Origin of the sequence: Chryseobacterium bernardetii, assembly GCF_003815975.1 — a bacterium.
Lineage (GTDB): Bacteria > Bacteroidota > Bacteroidia > Flavobacteriales > Weeksellaceae > Chryseobacterium > Chryseobacterium bernardetii.
The window spans coordinates 1,067,080-1,083,546 of the sequence record NZ_CP033932.1 but is presented as its reverse complement, the minus strand read 5'-3'; the positions used below and the strand labels follow the sequence as shown (position 1 = coordinate 1,083,546).

The 16,467-nt window shown below is 35.1% G+C and carries 19 protein-coding genes; 4 read left to right on the top strand and 15 right to left on the bottom strand.

The annotated features are described in order from the left end of the window. Positions 1 to 59 precede the first annotated feature (59 nt). Both rsmH and mraZ read right to left on the bottom strand, forming a co-directional pair. The gene (rsmH, locus tag EG339_RS05045) at positions 60 to 953 is read right to left on the bottom strand and encodes a 16S rRNA (cytosine(1402)-N(4))-methyltransferase RsmH (RefSeq protein ID WP_123869150.1); all 894 of its coding nucleotides are present in this window, start codon (positions 951 to 953) and stop codon (positions 60 to 62) included. A gap of 45 nt (positions 954 to 998) precedes the next feature. Further along, entirely contained in the window at positions 999 to 1,457 is a 459-nt protein-coding gene (mraZ, locus tag EG339_RS05040) for a division/cell wall cluster transcriptional repressor MraZ (RefSeq protein ID WP_123869149.1), read from the bottom strand. 272 nt (positions 1,458 to 1,729) lie between these two features. Here mraZ and EG339_RS05035 point away from each other — a divergent pair, with 272 nt between their 5' ends. From EG339_RS05035 to EG339_RS05025, 3 genes are all read left to right on the top strand, one after another. Next, the gene (locus EG339_RS05035; RefSeq protein ID WP_123869148.1) at positions 1,730 to 2,491 is read left to right on the top strand and encodes an alpha/beta fold hydrolase; all 762 of its coding nucleotides are present in this window, start codon (positions 1,730 to 1,732) and stop codon (positions 2,489 to 2,491) included. Between the two features lie 64 nt (positions 2,492 to 2,555). Beyond that, on the top strand, positions 2,556 to 3,179 hold the full coding sequence (gene yihA / locus EG339_RS05030) for a ribosome biogenesis GTP-binding protein YihA/YsxC (RefSeq protein WP_123869147.1): 624 nt from the start codon (positions 2,556 to 2,558) through the stop codon (positions 3,177 to 3,179). Continuing rightward, the gene (locus tag EG339_RS05025) at positions 3,172 to 3,621 is read left to right on the top strand and encodes a GNAT family N-acetyltransferase (protein WP_123869146.1); all 450 of its coding nucleotides are present in this window, start codon (positions 3,172 to 3,174) and stop codon (positions 3,619 to 3,621) included. The genes yihA and EG339_RS05025 overlap by 8 nt, the downstream gene beginning before the upstream one ends. A gap of 120 nt (positions 3,622 to 3,741) precedes the next feature. Here EG339_RS05025 and EG339_RS05020 read toward each other — a convergent pair whose 3' ends face one another. From EG339_RS05020 to EG339_RS24160, 8 genes are all read right to left on the bottom strand, one after another. Next, positions 3,742 to 4,056 (bottom strand): hypothetical protein, encoded by a 315-nt coding sequence (locus tag EG339_RS05020; RefSeq protein ID WP_123869145.1) that lies wholly within the window; start codon positions 4,054 to 4,056, stop codon positions 3,742 to 3,744. A gap of 75 nt (positions 4,057 to 4,131) precedes the next feature. Beyond that, positions 4,132 to 5,199 (bottom strand): type I restriction endonuclease, encoded by a 1,068-nt coding sequence (locus EG339_RS05015; RefSeq protein WP_123869144.1) that lies wholly within the window; start codon positions 5,197 to 5,199, stop codon positions 4,132 to 4,134. Positions 5,200 to 5,209: 10 nt separating this feature from the next. Continuing rightward, a complete protein-coding gene (locus EG339_RS05010) occupies positions 5,210 to 5,542 on the bottom strand; it encodes a YegP family protein (protein WP_123869143.1) in 333 nt (110 codons plus the stop codon). Further along, positions 5,520 to 5,831: a membrane protein insertion efficiency factor YidD gene (gene yidD / locus EG339_RS05005; RefSeq protein WP_123869142.1), complete on the bottom strand. Its 312-nt coding sequence runs from the start codon at positions 5,829 to 5,831 to the stop codon at positions 5,520 to 5,522. The genes EG339_RS05010 and yidD overlap by 23 nt, the downstream gene beginning before the upstream one ends. Then, positions 5,803 to 6,066, bottom strand: a complete 264-nt coding sequence (locus EG339_RS05000) for a hypothetical protein (protein WP_123869141.1) — start codon at positions 6,064 to 6,066, stop codon at positions 5,803 to 5,805. The genes yidD and EG339_RS05000 overlap by 29 nt, the downstream gene beginning before the upstream one ends. Before the next feature lie 120 nt (positions 6,067 to 6,186). Next, positions 6,187 to 6,852: a response regulator gene (locus EG339_RS04995; protein ID WP_123869140.1), complete on the bottom strand. Its 666-nt coding sequence runs from the start codon at positions 6,850 to 6,852 to the stop codon at positions 6,187 to 6,189. A gap of 12 nt (positions 6,853 to 6,864) precedes the next feature. Continuing rightward, positions 6,865 to 8,511 (bottom strand): tetratricopeptide repeat-containing sensor histidine kinase, encoded by a 1,647-nt coding sequence (locus tag EG339_RS04990; RefSeq protein WP_123869139.1) that lies wholly within the window; start codon positions 8,509 to 8,511, stop codon positions 6,865 to 6,867. A gap of 69 nt (positions 8,512 to 8,580) precedes the next feature. Further along, complete coding sequence (locus tag EG339_RS24160) at positions 8,581 to 8,733, bottom strand: hypothetical protein (RefSeq protein ID WP_164465407.1); 153 nt, start codon at positions 8,731 to 8,733, stop codon at positions 8,581 to 8,583. A gap of 407 nt (positions 8,734 to 9,140) precedes the next feature. Here EG339_RS24160 and EG339_RS04985 point away from each other — a divergent pair, with 407 nt between their 5' ends. Further along, a complete protein-coding gene (locus EG339_RS04985; protein ID WP_123869138.1) occupies positions 9,141 to 10,001 on the top strand; it encodes a hypothetical protein in 861 nt (286 codons plus the stop codon). A gap of 57 nt (positions 10,002 to 10,058) precedes the next feature. Here EG339_RS04985 and msrA read toward each other — a convergent pair whose 3' ends face one another. The 5 genes from msrA to EG339_RS04960 form a co-directional block, all read right to left on the bottom strand. Further along, positions 10,059 to 10,613, bottom strand: a complete 555-nt coding sequence (msrA, locus tag EG339_RS04980) for a peptide-methionine (S)-S-oxide reductase MsrA (RefSeq protein WP_123869137.1) — start codon at positions 10,611 to 10,613, stop codon at positions 10,059 to 10,061. 255 nt (positions 10,614 to 10,868) lie between these two features. After that, a complete protein-coding gene (locus tag EG339_RS04975; RefSeq protein ID WP_123869136.1) occupies positions 10,869 to 11,837 on the bottom strand; it encodes an ROK family protein in 969 nt (322 codons plus the stop codon). 79 nt (positions 11,838 to 11,916) lie between these two features. After that, on the bottom strand, positions 11,917 to 13,128 hold the full coding sequence (locus EG339_RS04970; RefSeq protein WP_123869135.1) for a PepSY-associated TM helix domain-containing protein: 1,212 nt from the start codon (positions 13,126 to 13,128) through the stop codon (positions 11,917 to 11,919). 24 nt (positions 13,129 to 13,152) lie between these two features. After that, entirely contained in the window at positions 13,153 to 15,264 is a 2,112-nt protein-coding gene (locus tag EG339_RS04965; protein WP_123869134.1) for a TonB-dependent receptor, read from the bottom strand. Continuing rightward, positions 15,264 to 16,466 carry a PepSY-associated TM helix domain-containing protein gene (locus tag EG339_RS04960; RefSeq protein ID WP_123869133.1) on the bottom strand — a complete coding sequence of 401 codons (1,203 nt, stop codon included), beginning with the start codon at positions 16,464 to 16,466 and terminating at the stop codon, positions 15,264 to 15,266. The genes EG339_RS04965 and EG339_RS04960 overlap by 1 nt, the downstream gene beginning before the upstream one ends. Position 16,467: the final 1 nt, after the last annotated feature.

Sequence of the window (16,467 nt, the reverse complement as noted above, 5' to 3'; positions counted from 1 at the left end):
TTATAATTGATCTATGATAAAAGATAATTGATATTGCTTATCCCTTATATTTTATCATTTTATACCTTTATTCCTGTTCTCATTTTTGCACTTCTCGCTCTTGAGTTTTCTTCAATCTCCTTGTCATCCGGGATGATTGCTTTACTTTTCACTAACTCGAATGCCTTTTTATAATTTCCGTAGATATCTCTTTCCGGTTCTCCTTCAAACATTCCGTTTTTCAGGAATCTTTTTACCAAACGGTCTTCCAGAGAGTGGTAAGAAATAACTACTAATCTTCCTCCCGGTTTTAAAACGTTGTAAGCCTGAACCAGCATTTCTTTTAATACCTCCAATTCCTGGTTTACTTCTATTCTTACTGCCTGGAAAAGCTGCGCGTAGAATTTATTCACCTTATGAGGCGGAATGTAGCTGAACAGCTTTTTCAAGTCCTCAGTGGTTTCTATGCTTTTTGTTTTCCTGTGATGAACAATTTCTCTTGCCAGTTTTCTTGCTTCTCTTAATTCTCCGTAGTGATAAAAGATGTCTGCAAGCTCTTCTTCTCCATATTCATTAATCACTCTTTTAGCATCCAGGTTCTGCATCACGTTCATCCTCATATCGAGAGGGGCGTTGCTTCTGGTAGAAAAGCCTCGGTCTGCTTCATCAAACTGGTGGGATGAAACACCTAAATCTGCCAAAACACCATCAATCTGTGAAATCCCATACATCAGTAAAGAATTTTCCAGAAATCTGAAATTCTGATTCACCAATGTAAATCTGGGATCATCAATTGTATTTTTAAGCGCATCCAGATCCTGATCGAAGCTGAACAGTTTTCCTTTGTCAGAAAGTCTGCTCAAAATCTCCCTTGAGTGGCCGCCACCTCCAAAGGTGCAGTCCACATAGATTCCGTCAGGATTCGTCACCAAATCATCTACACTCTGCTTCAACAAAACGGGGTTATGATACATGCTTAATTGTGTTTTTTATTCAATAAATTTTAATAGCCTTTACAGTTATTCTTCGTCAAAAGAGCCCATTACATCTTCGGCAAGGCTGGCAAAATCAGTTTCGTTGGTAGAAATTACCTCTTCATAGGCTTCTTTATCCCAAATTTCGAAAAGTTCTCCTGCGCTGGTGATTACTACATCTTTCTGAAGATTTGAAAAAGTTATCAGGTCTTTAGAAATCTGTAATCTCCCCGCATTATCCAGTTCTACTGTTTTTACTCCTGCCGTAAACATTCGTATGAAATCAGCATTCTTTTTTATGAATCTGTTCAGTTTATTAATTTTGCCCATCAGCTTATCCCATGCATTCATTGGATAGACTTCCAGACAGGGTTGGAACACAGATCTTTTGACTACAAACGCCTTATCGTCGAAGTTTTCCATCTGTTTGATTAAAGATGAAGGAACTTTTAAGCGGCCTTTGTCGTCAATTTTACACTCATATGTCCCAATGAAATTTTTCATTTGGGACAAATTTATATAATAATTTCCAAAATTTCCCACTTTTTCCCACTTTTTGACTCAATGTTAATAAGTTTTATCAAAGATTGAGTTCTAAGAATGTAATTAATTGATATGTAGCGGGTTGTTGAAACTGTTATTTAGGCCATAATAAAGCGGTTTTGAAAAAAAAAGTTAAAAAGGGGAATATTGTATTATTTTTATCTTAAATTAGGATAATCAAAATATTTTTGAGGTTTAATTTGTATTTTTGCAGGGCTTTATTAAGGCATTATATGATATTTAGTACAAAAAAAGAAAAGAAATATTCCTATGTAGAGGCTGGGGAAGGACATCCATTAGTGCTGTTGCACGGGTTAATGGGTGGTTTGAGTAATTTCGATAAAATGGTAGATTTTTTTTCGGACAGAGGATTCAAAGTATATGTTCCTCAGTTGCCCATCTATGATTTGCCGGTACTCAATACAAATCTCACCACTTTAGCAAAATATATCATCAAGTTTATAGAAAGTCATATTTCGGGACCTGTTACCATTGTAGGAAACTCAATGGGAGGACATATAGGGCTTATTTTAACTTTGGCAAGACCTGATCTGGTAAAGAATTTGGTTCTGACAGGGAGCTCGGGTTTGTATGAAAGAACTTTCGGGGACAGTTTTCCAAGAAAGAATGACAGATCTTATATCAGAAAGAAAACAGAAGAGGTTTTTTACGATCCGAAAGTTGCTACTGAAGATCTGGTAGATGAAGTTTTCGCAGTGGTGAATGACAGAATGAAAGGAATAAAGACGGTGATGCTGGCAAGAAGTGCCATTAAACACAATATGCTGAACGATCTTCCGAAGATCCAGACACCCACATGCCTGATCTGGGGTAAACAGGATAATGTAACACCTCCGGAAGTAGCTGAGGATATGCATAAGTTTATTCCCAACTCAGATTTATTCTGGATAGATCATTGCGGTCATGCCGCCATGATGGAAAAACCGGATGAATTCAATGAAATTCTTTATAACTGGATAAAAGATAAAGTTTAAATACATAACAAATAACCATTAAGAGCTTTTCTTAGTGGTTTATTTTTCTAAAATATATTCAAAAATGATTATTAAGACAGCAACGTTTGTAAAAAGTAGTGGAAAATGGCAGGAATGCCCTGATCCCAATATTCCTGAGTATGCTTTTATCGGAAGATCCAATGTAGGGAAATCGTCATTAATCAATGCGATGATGAATCATAAGGACCTGGCGAAAACGTCACAGACTCCGGGAAAAACTCAGCTGATCAATCATTTTATGGTAAATGAGAGCTGGTATTTAACTGATTTACCGGGATATGGATATGCAAAGGTTTCAAAAGTCCAGAGAAAGGACTTTGAGAAACTGATCACCAATTATATCCTGAACAGAAGAAATCTTGTGAATTTGTTTGTACTGGTAGATGTAAGGCATAAACCTCAGGCTATAGACCTTGATTTTATGCAATGGTGTGGAGAAAGTGGTGTTCCGTTTTCAATTGTATTTACAAAAGCAGACAAGCTAAAGCCTAATGCTGTTATCAAAAATGTTGAAGATTATAAGCTGGAGTTACACAAGACCTGGGAAGATCTTCCTGAATTATATATTACTTCGGCCGAGAAGAAAGAAGGAGGAGATTTAATTTTAGATTTTATTGAAAAAACGAATGATTTTTTAATTCAAAATAATGTAAGCTTCGATGAGTAATATTGTATGGAAGATCAAAACCTTTGATGAGTTTACAGTTCCGGAATTATATGCTGTTCTAAAGGCTCGTATTGATGTTTTTGTTATTGAGCAGAACTGTCCGTACCCCGATCTGGATAATTATGACCAGAAAGCAGTCCATATCTGGGGAGAGGAAGACGGAGAAGTATTGGCATACTGCCGTATTTTTGATAAGGGAATAAAATATGATGAAGCCTCAATAGGAAGGGTTCTTACCACGGAATTGGCAAGAGGAAAGAGCTTAGGGAAATTATTGATTAAATATGCTGTTGAAACTATAGAAAATCGTTTTGGTACTTCTGAAATCAGGATTTCAGCACAGGATTATCTGTTGAAGTTTTATGGTGATTTTGGTTTTGAAGATACCGGGAAGAAATATCTGGAGGATGATATTCCGCATACGGAAATGATTAGAAAATAACAAAAAAGCATCTCAGAACTGGGATGCTTTTTCGTTTCCTAAAATAATTAAAAAAGCGAAGATTGTCTTCGCCTTAATAGTGGATAATATATTGAGTGTTTTTAGTTTTTTTCTTAGAGATTAGTTGCATCCTGCGCAATAAGACCTGTCTACATATTGTTTACTATTCCCTGAGTAATAATAGCAGCCGCCTCTTGAGCCAACATACAGCTGATTTCCGTTGTAGGTGCACCCCTTGCTTCCTGAGCTTGAATAATACGACGGAGAAGAATAGCTTGATCTTTTTGATTTGCTTTTTCTGCTGGTCTTAGTTTTCCCTTTTCCTGGTTTTTTAAAAAGTTCTTTAGCCGAAACAGTACTGTTGGCAGATGCAGAAATATTTGCGGGTAATAAAAGACCCAGTCCTAAAAGCCCTGTAAAAAGTAGTTTTTTCATAGTATTTGTTTTTTTGTTATATGACAGTTTTCATGGTTAGTGAATAGTTTTCTATTTAATACTTTGCATGAACATTTAATAATTTTCTAAAGTTTTATGAAGTTCTTCTCTGAAGTTATATATTTCGTCAAGATTATTGAGAAGTATTTTTTCACCGGAGTCCTTTCCATTATGAAAAGTTTCAATATATTTATTTGCTGTATTGAAATGGAGCCTGCAAAGCGGTTTTCTGTTATTATCATCAAGCAAAATCCCAAAATAAGATAGTGTATCTCTGTATGCTATACGTGTTGACGGAATTTTCTCTCTCATAATTGCTTTTACAATTTGAAAGCCTTCAAGCTCTTCTTCCGTAGTAACAATTTTAGAGTCGTTATTGTCATCAATTGATTGAGAAGCTTTTACATCATCATCTTGTTTTTCAATTTGTTCATTAATGCTTAATGCAGATTTTAGCCTAAAACTTATAGATTCATTGATGGAGGTTGTTAATGCTTTTTTTGTATACTCTTTAAAAGAAACCAATCTACTGGCTGTAATAGGTTTATCAAAAAATCTGTTCACCAAAAGTTTAACAAGCTCATCAGATGGAGTTTCTATTTCTTTTTCAAACTCTTTTCTTATCGCTTTGATATATTTTAAGGCTTCTGCAGAGTCCAGAATGTTTTCAAGGTTGTAATCTTTTTTAGTAAAACTTTCGAGGATTTTAATAGAACTGTCTTTCAAATCTTCAATATTAATAGTGAAAAAGGGTTTTTCATCCATAATATTAGGTTTTTCAAGATCAGTATAAAAGTTATAGATAATACCATTGGTAAGAACGCCAAAACGTGTTTTGGAAACATGATAATATCTGTGAAGCTGCGAATTATGGGCATCAGCATTTTCTTTCCAGTGTTTACACTCAATGATGAAAATTGGCTCGTCATTGTTTTTAATCACATAATCTACCTTTTCTCCTTTCTTGGTTCCTATATCACAGACATGTTCGGGAACAACTTCAGTAGGGTTGAATATATCATACCCTAAAATTTGTATAAAAGGCATTACAAAAGCATTTTTAGTAGCCTCTTCGGTAGCAATTTGATCTTTTAAGGCTAGTACTTTTTGTTGTAATTGCTCAAGTTTAATTTTTAGATCCATGATATTATTTTTAAAGGGTTTCATCTACTATTTCTGCATCAGGAGCATTGCTTTTTACTGAAGCTATTCCATTTTCCATTATTGTTTTAGAACTGTATAACTGACTTTTGCCAATGATCTCTCCATTTCGGGCTTTCAATACAAAGTAGTCTTTATCATTTACTGAAACTTTCCTTTCATATCTTGAATCTTCCAGAGAATTAAGTTTGACAGATTCTATACCTTTATGACAAGATGCTTTTTGAACATAACCTTCACTGGTTAGAATAATTTCTCCATTTTTAGCTTTTAAGTTGAATTGATATTCTTTATTTACTCTTCTAGTGATCACAAATTTTCCCATAATTGTATTTATTTTTAGTGAACCTTTCTGAAATTTCCATTTCATTAAGTATTTGTTGATTAGGTAAAATGATTTGAGTTTCTCCTGAGGAATTCTCTATAATATATGCACCAGATCTACAGTTTTTAAACCTATATATGAGAGCATTTAGCCCGGAAATGAATCCCTCATTTGTTATTGTTTCGTACACGTGTTTGGAACAACTTGTTCTGAAAATGCATTTTCTTCTTTTTTCAGGCGGAATTACCAGCCAATAGATTTTAATAAGAAGAATTAATAGATTTTTCATTTTCTTTTTTTGTAAAAACTACCATTTGATAAGATGTCATATATCCTGGTTTATGGCCAAGCCCAAAACATCCCTCAACAGGTTGTATATATGTGGACACACTTTCTAACCTTAAATATTCCCAACCATCACTAGTATGCACTTTTATTAAGTTGTCTAATTGTTCTGCAATATTTTTTGAACCCATATTTTGTTGATTGGCAGTGGCAACAAATGGTACTACTTTGTATTCCATGATTGTTTTTGTTTATGGGTCAAAAATATAACCCTTTAAAATTCAATCCTTACGGGAAACCGTAAAAACAAAAAAACCTTTCAAATTTTGAAAGGCTAATGGAATTTGAATTGCTTTAGTCTAAATAATCCCCAGGTCTTTACAAAAAGCAACAAGCTGTTCATTATTGGTAATCCCGAGCTCTTCTTTCAGGCTGTTAAGTTTTTTTTCTACACTGCTCAGACTGTTGGGCTTAATATTATTATTTTGAAGATATACAGGAATGTTTTTTTGAAGGACTCCCTGTGAAAGAAGGGAAACGAGGGTAATATCGTATTCTGAAAACTCATAGCTGTTTAGCTTTTTAATTTCCTGTTTAAGATCAAGAGACAGATAATTATTACCTTCATATACTGAGGCAATTGCTTTTTTTAAATCTTTGGAATCATTTCTTGCTTTTCGAACAAAGCCATTGATGCCATATTCTGTAAAAAGGGAATTGATAATACCGGATTTGTGCTCAGCAGAAAAAACAATGGTTTTCAAAGAGGGCTGTAGCTCTTTTGCTGCTTTAATAAGTGTTTTGCCATCTTTAATCTTTTGTTCATGATGATCTTCTTCAAAGGAAAGATCAGTGATCAACAGGTCATATAAGTTGGTTTCCCGGATTGATTTTTGAATTTTAGCGACTGCATCATCACAGTAGTATACATAATCCGCATTGGTAATATTAAGATCTTCCAGTGTTCTCTGCACAGAAATACTGCTGCTTTCGTGGTCTTCGGCTATTAAAATTTTTTTGAACATTTTTTTTTCATTTTAAGATGTGGGGAAAGAAATATTTATTTTCAATCCTGTTTCAGTTGTGTTGTCAAAAATAATTGTACCCTTTATTTTTTCAATACGGGAAACCGTATTTGTCAGTCCATTCCCTTTGATAATCTCACCTGGGATCCCAATTCCATTGTCTTTATACTGAATATGTACGAGGTTATGATTCTTTTCAAACTTAAAGGCAACGAAGCTGGCCTGGCTGTGCTTTTTCATATTAACCAATAGTTCGCGAATGACCTGAAAAATTTCATTCTGATTAGTTTCATTCACTCCGTCCCAAATATTTTGGCTGTTTCCGGTAAGAAATGGTTTTACATGGTCGCTTTTAAAGGAATCAATGAGTGTAAATATTTTTTCAGCAAATTCTGCGGTATTGCTAGTGTCTTCTTTTTCATAGGAAATATCTCTGGATTTTTCATAGACAAATTCAAGTTCGTCAAGCGCTTTATCTTTGTCAAAGTTTTCTTGATTCTCAATTTTGGTCATCACCTGATAAATACCGTTGGCCACTACATCGTGTACCTTCTTAGACATTTTGAGCTGAGTGTTTTTTACTTCAAGTTCTTTTTCCTGTTGAAGTCTCTTTTTTCTTCTTTTATACCAAAATATACCTCCGATTAATGATAATGATAAAGTAGCAATACCAATATTTCTCTGTAAAAGATCAATTTCTTTCTTGGTATTTTCCATCTTTAGCTTTTCAACATCAAATCTAATGATAGCAAATTGATTTTTCGCTTGGTTTCTGGCTGTTTGTAAACTATCATTAATATATTTTAATTTTTTAAAGTTTTCCAGATAATTTCTAGGTTCTAAAGTGATAATTCTTTCTAAGGCTAATATTTGATCATCAGGGCTATTATCTTCTTCTGCAATAGCCAGCATTTTTTTTGCAAATAGTAATGATGTATTTGGGTCTTTATTTAGATAATAGCTTGATAAAGTTTCAAAACTTGAGTTTTGTCCTTTTTTATCATTATTTATTTTACGTATTTCTAATGCTTTAAATAATTCAGGCAGGGGATTATAATCTTTATTCCCAATATATTTGGCTTTTGCAAGATTATTCAGCACTCTAGCATAGGTATCTTTATCCTTTGTTTTAATAGCTTTATTTAAATAGCTTTCCGCCCTTTTGTATTGTCCTAATGTTATTAAAACATCTCCGATATTATTGTAATAAATATATTTACTAGCTGTATCTTTTGGATTTATATACTTAAGGGCTTGTAAATAGTAATTAAAAGCATTCTCATAATTTTTTAAATAATTAGATGCTATTGCCATATTATTATAGTTTGCTGCCAGTATTTTTTTCGAGAGGCTATCACTATTGGATTTAATGGCTTTATTGGATTCCAACGATGTCTCAATTCCTCCAAAGAAGTCCCCTTTTTCTGTTTGAATAATTGCCATATTAGCTAAAGAACGTGCTGCACCTATTGAATCATGAATTGTTAAATAATCGTTTTTGGCTAAATTGAAATAATAAAAAGCTGAATCTGAGGATTTTGAATCTCTGTGGCCTGTAGCTTTTTTAAAGTTAATATTACTATTTTCACTTGAATTCTCTTTCTTGCAGGAAACAATAGCAACAATTAATACCAGTAATAAATATATTGAGTTTTTCATTATTTAGTTTTATGCAAAATAAAAAAAAGAACAGATGTATGCAATCTGTTCTTCTTTTCTTTTCTCTTCTTATGGAGTAGGAGGAGTCTGCCCTGTATTTCCTCCAACTGGTCCGCCATCATCCATTCCTTGTTCAGGTCCTGAATAGATTATTTCTATATCAGGCGTTTGGTTACTATCATTTGTTGTATTTACGTTATTATTTGGGAATGCTAAGCTCAATAGCATTAAAATAAACTGGATCATTTTTTCAAAAAATTTATTGTTAAAGCATTCGTGTTCTTCCCTGCGAAACAGATCGCAGATAGTTTTACACGGTTAAAAAAATTGAAGCGCTTCTAAATTTTTTGGGAAGTGAACCTTCAAAAACGGAGGAGAAACATCTGCTTCCCAACCCGGATTTTTTCCTCCGTTTTATCTGGTGATTTTTGAAATCAGTTTTGTAAATTTGTTTCTAATGTTTTGTTTTTCACTGATTTTCTGAAGCAAAGATGCGACAAAGCATGACGCATGTGTTAGTCACGTTTTGGACATCGATGGACACGAAATGGACAATGTGGGCTTTATGGGAATCCGTAATGTGGTATGACGGATAATCGTCTATTTTGTAAAGACTCAAAAAACTATATATGTCCAAGAAAAAACTACTAATTCATGAAGTGTTTAAGCAAGCACAGAGTAATTTCCCTGCAGAAAGTACAAAGACTGGTTGGGCTTCTGAATTGTCCGATTATTTTGAGAAAAATTTGAAATTTATAATTAATGAAAAGACATTTAGTAGGTATTATGATGCTTGTATACGTGATAATAAAGATGTTAATATAAAGGATATTGAAATTCTTAACAAGTTGAGCCAATATATAGGATATAAGGATTTTCTTGATTTTTCAAATACTTTCGTGAAAAGAGATGATGAAGCTAATAAAACAACTGTTAAAATAACTGTTGATGAGGATGAACAATCTATTTCTGAAAAGTTTTCTAAATTAAATATCAATATCACGAATGAACAGCATTTTAAAATGCCTGACTTTATAAAGCAAAACGGATTAGGGATTATAGAAATTACTTTGATCTTGTGCCTTGTAACGGGAAATGTACTTTTTTCTAATAATAAGAAGATAAGTAGCAATTCCTCATATTCTTTGGGTTTTATGTCAGGCATGAAACCAATGACTGAAAAAAAATATATGTATTGGAATGGTGAAAAATATATTGGTACAGACAGCAGCTATATCAGTCCGGGAATAGAAATTGTTGCTATGGATGCCCATAAATTGCTGCATTTCAAAAAGATCATGAGAAAAGATACCTTAACTGACGTAAATTCTCTTGGAAAGACATGGTATTCAAAGTATAATAATGAAGTCGAATTTTTTACAGATGATGGAGTAGATCCAGAGAACGGAAGAGAATTAAGAAAGACGTCATCATTCATTATTTATAAGTATGCAGGAAAACAAAAGGATTCCGTAGTATTTGAGGAATAAAAAAAGCGGAATACAGTAAGTATATCCGCTTTTATAATAAATTGATGCTTTAAGAACTTATTCTGCATTCAACATTCCCAGTTCCCCAAAATACTTTTTAAACTTCTGTATTTTAGGACCTACTACAGCGCTGCAATAAGGCTGCGTAGGGTTTTCATTGTAATAACCCTGGTGATATTGTTCTGCCGGCCAGAATTTATCGAATTTCGTTAATTCCGTTACATAAGTACCAGCCCATCTTCCTGATTCCTGAGAAACTTTAATGGCTTCTTCGGCTTTTGCCTTCTCTGCATCATCTTTATAGTAAATCACAGAACGGTATTGGGTTCCGATATCATTTCCTTGTCTGTTCAGTTGAGTGGGATCATGAAGGAAGAAAAATACATCCATTAACTGTTCGTAAGAAATAACTGCAGGATCGTACGTGATTTGTACCACTTCCGCATGTCCTGTTTCTCCTGTACAAACTTCCTGATAAGTCGGATTGTCTTTATGCCCGCCTGAATATCCTGAAATAGCAGATTGTACCCCTTTCAGCATATTGAAACAGCTTTCCACACACCAGAAACATCCGCCCCCGAAAGTAATCTGTTCTAAATTATTGTTGTCCATTGTTGGTAATTATATTGTTTTTATTATCTCTCCCTTTATCCGGAAAAGCTGATCAAAAATAGGAAAAACTTTTTCATTTGAACACGGTTTTAAGTCTTAAACTTAAATTGTAATGATAGATATGACAAATGATTTTTAAACACAAATAAACATGAAAAAATACAACATAATCATCTGTGACAATCTGTGTAATCTGGTTAAAAAAGAAAAAGCACCCTAAAAAGGATGCTCTTATATTATCTAAATGATGTTGAGTTATTTTTCCCAAACCAAAGCACTAGCGCCAAGAATAGCGGCATCGGCTTCATCCAGTTCACTGAATACCAGTTTTACCTTATTTCTGAAGATCGGAAGTAGGTTTCTTTCCATATGAAGCTTGGCAGGCTTTAAGATGAAATCTCCGGCTTTGATAACTCCTCCGAATAACAGAATAGCTTCTGGTGAAGAAAACATTACAAAATTGGCCAATGCCTCTCCAAGCTTCTGCCCTGTATATCTGAAGACTTCAATAGCGATCGGATCTTCTTTTATAGCGCATTCATATACGGTTTTAGAATTGATCTCGTCTTCAGGATATTGATTCAACATAGATTCCGGGAATTCTGCTCTCATTTTCTTAGCCGTGATGGTAATTCCTGTTGCAGAAGCATAAGCTTCAAGACTTCCTTCGGATCCTGTACTCCAGTGCTTTCTTCCGCCTGGTTTTACAATAGTGTGCCCTAATTCTCCGGCAAAGCCATCATGCCCGTAAATGAGGCTTCCGTTGGCAATAATTCCGCTTCCTACTCCTGTTCCCAGGGTAATCATGATAAAATCCTTCATTCCGCGTGCCGCCCCGAAAAGCATTTCTCCCAGTGCCGCTGCATTGGCATCATTGGTTACGGTACAGGGCAAATTGAATTTTGCGGTCATTAGTTCTGCAAATGGAATTACACCTTTCCATGGCAGATTGGGGGCCAATTCTATGGTTCCTTTATAATAGTTCGCGTTGGGGGCACCTACACCAATTCCGTCGAAGTTCTTTTCTGCGCCATGTTTTTCCATTAAAGGAGATACATGTTCATATAAAGCATCGATGAAATCTTCAACTTTATCATAGGCATCGGTTTTAAGGTTTCCTTTATCCAGAACTTCTCCACGGTGGTTTACAATTCCGAACTTGGTATTGGTTCCGCCGATGTCAACACCAAGGGCAACCTGTTTTGATAAATCTATTAATGACATTTCTATTATTAAATTCTAGGGGCTAAAATTATAAAAAAGATTGTATTAATAGCTTATTAACCTCATATTATTTAAAAGATTAAGCAGTTTTTAACGGTTTTTTCTTTCTTCTGCCCCACCAGATCATAAATCCTGTTATCGGAAGTGAAGCGCAGATAAGGCTTACAATGAAAGCAATAATCTTTGTGGGCAGGCCTAGAATAGCTCCCACGTGGATATCATAATTAGCACTTACCACTTTTTCTCCAAAGTTTTTATCTTTTGGATCATGGGTGTGGAGAAGTTCTCCTGAATTTTCATCAAAAATAAGACTGCTGCTTTTGTGGTAAGAGTAAGTAAGGTGCTTTACATATACTTCAAAGTTAGGATGCTCGTGGTCATCCATATGTTCATGTCCAAGATCTATAGCAAAACCATAAGACTCAGGATATTTTTCTTTAACTGTATTGATGATCTTATCCAAAGTGGTTTCAGTTCTCATCTCTATGGGAGCTTTTGTTTTAATGTGTGAGAAATCAGGATATACGGTTTCTCCTCCGGAAAATATCACATAGATCATTGCCTGAACTACAAAGAATGCATAAAACAAACCTGTGATGGAGAAAATTAAGGCAAAGATTGAAGAGTAGAACCCTAATACATTGTGAAGATCGTAGTTCTTTCTTTTCCAGCTTTTGATATTCTTCCATCTGAAAGAGAAGCGCTGTTTTCTTGCTGCTTTATTTTTAGGCCACCATAAAACAATTCCGGTAATCAGCATGATGATAAAGATAATTACAGGTATTCCTACCACATAAGTTCCCCAGTCCTGCTTCAGAAGGTAGCTCCAGTGGATCATTTTTACAATATTGAAGAATCCGTTTTTTTCATCATACACTCTCAGTACCTTTCCGGTGTAAGGGTTAACGTAGGCTTGTTTATAGATAGGAAATTCATCAAAGTAATTCCAGGCATCTGTATTATGTTCGTACCAGAAGAACATATAGGACATGGTCTTGTCCATAGGAATATTGACCCAATGGATGGGATATTTTTCTTTTACCTGCTCAGCAACAGCCTTTTCCATCACACGGATAGGAAGAACCTGTTTCTGCTCAATGTTTTGCTCATGGTGGTAGATTACATCCTTTCGGGTATAGTTTTCCACTTCATCCTTAAAGACATATAGTGCCCCGGTAATAGAGATAATAAAGATTAAAAAGCCAATTCCCAGCCCAAACCACAGGTGAAGCTTTGAGGACCACTTTTTGAAGAATCCTGGCTTCTTTTTGTGATGATGTTTTTTCTTCATATCGTAATGGTAAGTTAGTTTTTATTAAAATTTGTATTCAAGAATAAGGGTTCCTCTTGTTCCCGGAGCATTAACAAATTCACTGTCTCTTGCTGACCACCATGCGATAGATGGCTGATATAGTTTGTTGAATAAGTTTTCAACTCCTATTGACAGTTTCCAGTTTGTATTGATCTCACTTCCTAACTTTAGGTTAAAAACTGTGTAATCAGGAACAAATCCCTCTCCATAGGTATATTGCTTATTGGCTCCAGGCTGAAATCTGTCCTGCTGAAAAGAATGAAGCATATCCACCCCAAGGAAAAATTCAGGAACAGGCTTTATCTGTACATAGGCAAGAACTTTAGGAGCAGAGATTCTGCTGTTATTGATTTTAGCGGAGTAATTTCCGTTATCTTCCGGAGAAGTAATCCCTTCCATCCAGCTGTAGCTTCCTCCGAATTGGAGCCATTTTAGAGGAGTAAAGTGTAGAAAACCTTCCACACCATAGATAATTTCCGGTGCTCTTTTGATAGTTAAAGCCCTGTCAGCATTTTGAACAAAAGTGGCTCCAAGTTTAGAGGTGCTCACATAAGAGGTTAATTCATAATTCATCCAGCTGGAAATCTGGCCTGTAGCTCCTAGTTCGTAATTATTTACGATAATAGGTTTTGTTTCAAGATTTTTGATGGTTTCAGAGGTAGAGGTCCTCAGGATTCTACCTAATTCATTGATAGAATAAGCTTGTGAGAAGCTTCCGAAAAGATTGATATACGGTTCTGCATTGTAACGTAATCCGATATTTCCTACTAATGCATTATAATTTAATTTTCCTCCTGATACAGGAATACTGGGTGTAAATGTTCCATTATTTTTAATGACAGAAAGGGTGTTAAAATCATCTACATTTACTTTAATGTTTTCATATCGAAGCCCTCCTTTAACCGTTAATTTTTTGAAGAGATCAATTTTTGCCAGTAAGAAAGGCGCAATATTGGTCATATTCATATTCGGAGTCCAGAAACGGCCGTCTTCCAGTTTTTGTACTGTTTCATCGTTCAGAATGTCAGCGCCATAGATGATTTCTGCCTGGTAATTTTGAGTGTTCCAAATCTGGGTGTCAAAATTGAATCTTGCCCCAGCCTTTTTAGAGATAACATTAGATTGGCCGCCATTGAAAAAGGTATCGCTATATCCGTATACAGTTTTAAAATCCTGATAATATAGGTTTACATTTAAGGAAGTTCCTTTAAACAGATTCTTATTATCATAGCTTATTCTAATGTTGTGATTTCTTGGAGTTCCCTGTGGGGTTGTTTCCAAACCTTTTCCCTGGCCTTCACCAATAGTGGCCCTTACACCATATATACCTGTATTCAACCCTAGATTAAGATCTGATTTTGAGGAATAACCAATGTATGAAGCTTCTATCCGCTGGTTGTCATTAATGTCATATCCTAACTTCAGCATTCCGTTGTAATTATCCATTTTCGCAGTACTGTATGTAGGGCTTAAATAGACTTTATTGGCATCTTTCATATAACCCGTTCTTTCATAGGCCAAAGAAAGGGTATAGTCAAATTTATGGATCTTTCCGGACAAAAGCTGGCTGGCCCTTACTCCTAAAGTTCCGCCTGAGCGTTGTCCTGTGAAGCCAATTTGTGAAATTCCGGAAATTTTTTTATTGGTTTTATTTCTTTTCGTAATATAATTGATAATACCACCATCTGCTCCGTTTCCATAGATGGATGAAGCACCTTTAATGACTTCAACTCTTTCAATGGCTGACGGATCAATCACTCTTAAGTCTCTTGCTCCATTTCTAAGAGGTGTAGATTGAGGAATCCCATCTATTAAAACCAAGACCTGGCGTCCCCTTAAAGTTTGGCCTGTATTGGAGGTTTGTCCGGAATTGGTTCCTAAACTCGGAACTGTATACTGCAAAATGCTTGTAATGTCTGAATTAACCGTTAATTGAGACTGAATCTGCTTTTCTCCAACAATGGTAACAGAACTTGGTACTTCCTTAATATTCTCTTTTTTTCTGGAAGCGGTCATGACAACCTCTTCAACTTTTTGAGTGTTTAAAGAATCTTTTTTCTGGGCAAATACAGTTATTGTTCCCAGACACACAGCTGATAAAAGCGCCTTTTTCATTATATTTTCTTTCCTTGTTTCTTTCTTTTTCCCCACCAGATAAGAAATCCTGTAATGGGAAGTGATGTACATATAAGACCGGCAATAAACCAGATAATTTTTCCAAATAATCCAAAGTAAGAGCCTGTATGGATGTCATAATTGGCATTGGCATATTTCTCAGCATTGCTCAGCTGTTGCTGAGGTTTGTTAGCCAGCAGTTTTCCAGAATATTTATCAAACGTCAGAGTACTCCTTTCACTGAACCTGCCTTCCTGTGCATAAATAGTAATCGGAAGGTTTTTAAGCTCTTTTCCTTTTTTATTTTTCCCATTCAGTGATATTCTGTAGCTGGAAGCCCCTGCGTACAGTTTTTCAGTTTGTAAAGCTGCTATATCAAAAAGATCGGCCCTTTTAGCCGTTAATGAATCCGGAGATTTTATCTGTTTTTCCTTAGGAAGATCAATGGATCCGGATAAAGTGTAATTGAATGCATTTTTAACGTATGGATAAGCAAAATAGATTCCCGTTATGCTCATTAACAGGGCAATGAATGAGGCATAAAAGCCCAGTACATTATGGAGGTCATAGTTTTTACGCTTCCAGGTCTTCACATTTTCCCAGCTAAACCAGAACCGGCCTTTTCTTGCATTCTTATTCTTTGGCCACCATAGGATAATGCCTGTAATCAGCATAAAAATAAAGAGAACAGAAGGTATACCTACTACATATTTTCCCCAGTCTGAATTTAAAAGCAATCCCCAGTGGATGTACTTCAAAATGTTGAAAAAATCATATTTTTCATTGTATACGGCCAGGATTTCCCCGGAATACTGGTTCACATAGACTTGTTTGTTGATAAGGACCTCCTGAAAGTAATTCCAGCCTTTTTTATTCTTTTCATAATATAAGAAGCGGTAAGATTTTCTTTTATCTAAGGATACTTCAACAGAGCTTATCGGGTATTTCTCGTTAAGCTCCAGGCTTACTTTTTCCCGAAGAATACTGATAGGTAATGGTTTCTGTGATGAGGTACCATGCTGTACATAAATGGCATCTTTTCGGAGAATGTTCTGTACTTCATCCTTAAAAACATATAAAGTCCCCGTAAGAGAGACTATGAATACAATGATACCAACAGACAAACCAAACCACAAATGCAGTTTGGCAGACCATTTCTTTGTTGAAGAAATTTTCTTTTTATGATGATGCTTTTTTCTCATA

Excerpts from the sequence above, each read along its gene's own strand:
- EG339_RS04990 (WP_123869139.1), bottom strand. The coding sequence starts at position 8,511 with ATGAAAAACTCAATATATTTATTACTGGTATTAATTGTTGCTATTGTT.
- msrA (WP_123869137.1), bottom strand. The coding sequence starts at position 10,613 with ATGGACAACAATAATTTAGAACAGATTACTTTCGGGGGCGGATGTTTC.
- yihA (WP_123869147.1), top strand. The coding sequence starts at position 2,556 with ATGATTATTAAGACAGCAACGTTTGTAAAAAGTAGTGGAAAATGGCAG.
- EG339_RS04965 (WP_123869134.1), bottom strand. The coding sequence starts at position 15,264 with ATGAAAAAGGCGCTTTTATCAGCTGTGTGTCTGGGAACAATAACTGTA.
- EG339_RS05025 (WP_123869146.1), top strand. The coding sequence starts at position 3,172 with ATGAGTAATATTGTATGGAAGATCAAAACCTTTGATGAGTTTACAGTT.
- EG339_RS04985 (WP_123869138.1), top strand. The coding sequence starts at position 9,141 with ATGTCCAAGAAAAAACTACTAATTCATGAAGTGTTTAAGCAAGCACAG.
- rsmH (WP_123869150.1), bottom strand. The coding sequence starts at position 953 with ATGTATCATAACCCCGTTTTGTTGAAGCAGAGTGTAGATGATTTGGTG.
- EG339_RS05015 (WP_123869144.1), bottom strand. The coding sequence starts at position 5,199 with ATGGATCTAAAAATTAAACTTGAGCAATTACAACAAAAAGTACTAGCC.
- EG339_RS05010 (WP_123869143.1), bottom strand. The coding sequence starts at position 5,542 with ATGGGAAAATTTGTGATCACTAGAAGAGTAAATAAAGAATATCAATTC.
- EG339_RS04975 (WP_123869136.1), bottom strand. The coding sequence starts at position 11,837 with ATGTCATTAATAGATTTATCAAAACAGGTTGCCCTTGGTGTTGACATC.
- mraZ (WP_123869149.1), bottom strand. The coding sequence starts at position 1,457 with ATGAAAAATTTCATTGGGACATATGAGTGTAAAATTGACGACAAAGGC.
- EG339_RS04960 (WP_123869133.1), bottom strand. The coding sequence starts at position 16,466 with ATGAGAAAAAAGCATCATCATAAAAAGAAAATTTCTTCAACAAAGAAA.
- EG339_RS05020 (WP_123869145.1), bottom strand. The coding sequence starts at position 4,056 with ATGAAAAAACTACTTTTTACAGGGCTTTTAGGACTGGGTCTTTTATTA.
- EG339_RS04995 (WP_123869140.1), bottom strand. The coding sequence starts at position 6,852 with ATGTTCAAAAAAATTTTAATAGCCGAAGACCACGAAAGCAGCAGTATT.
- EG339_RS05035 (WP_123869148.1), top strand. The coding sequence starts at position 1,730 with ATGATATTTAGTACAAAAAAAGAAAAGAAATATTCCTATGTAGAGGCT.
- yidD (WP_123869142.1), bottom strand. The coding sequence starts at position 5,831 with ATGAAAAATCTATTAATTCTTCTTATTAAAATCTATTGGCTGGTAATT.
- EG339_RS04970 (WP_123869135.1), bottom strand. The coding sequence starts at position 13,128 with ATGAAGAAAAAACATCATCACAAAAAGAAGCCAGGATTCTTCAAAAAG.
- EG339_RS05000 (WP_123869141.1), bottom strand. The coding sequence starts at position 6,066 with ATGGAATACAAAGTAGTACCATTTGTTGCCACTGCCAATCAACAAAAT.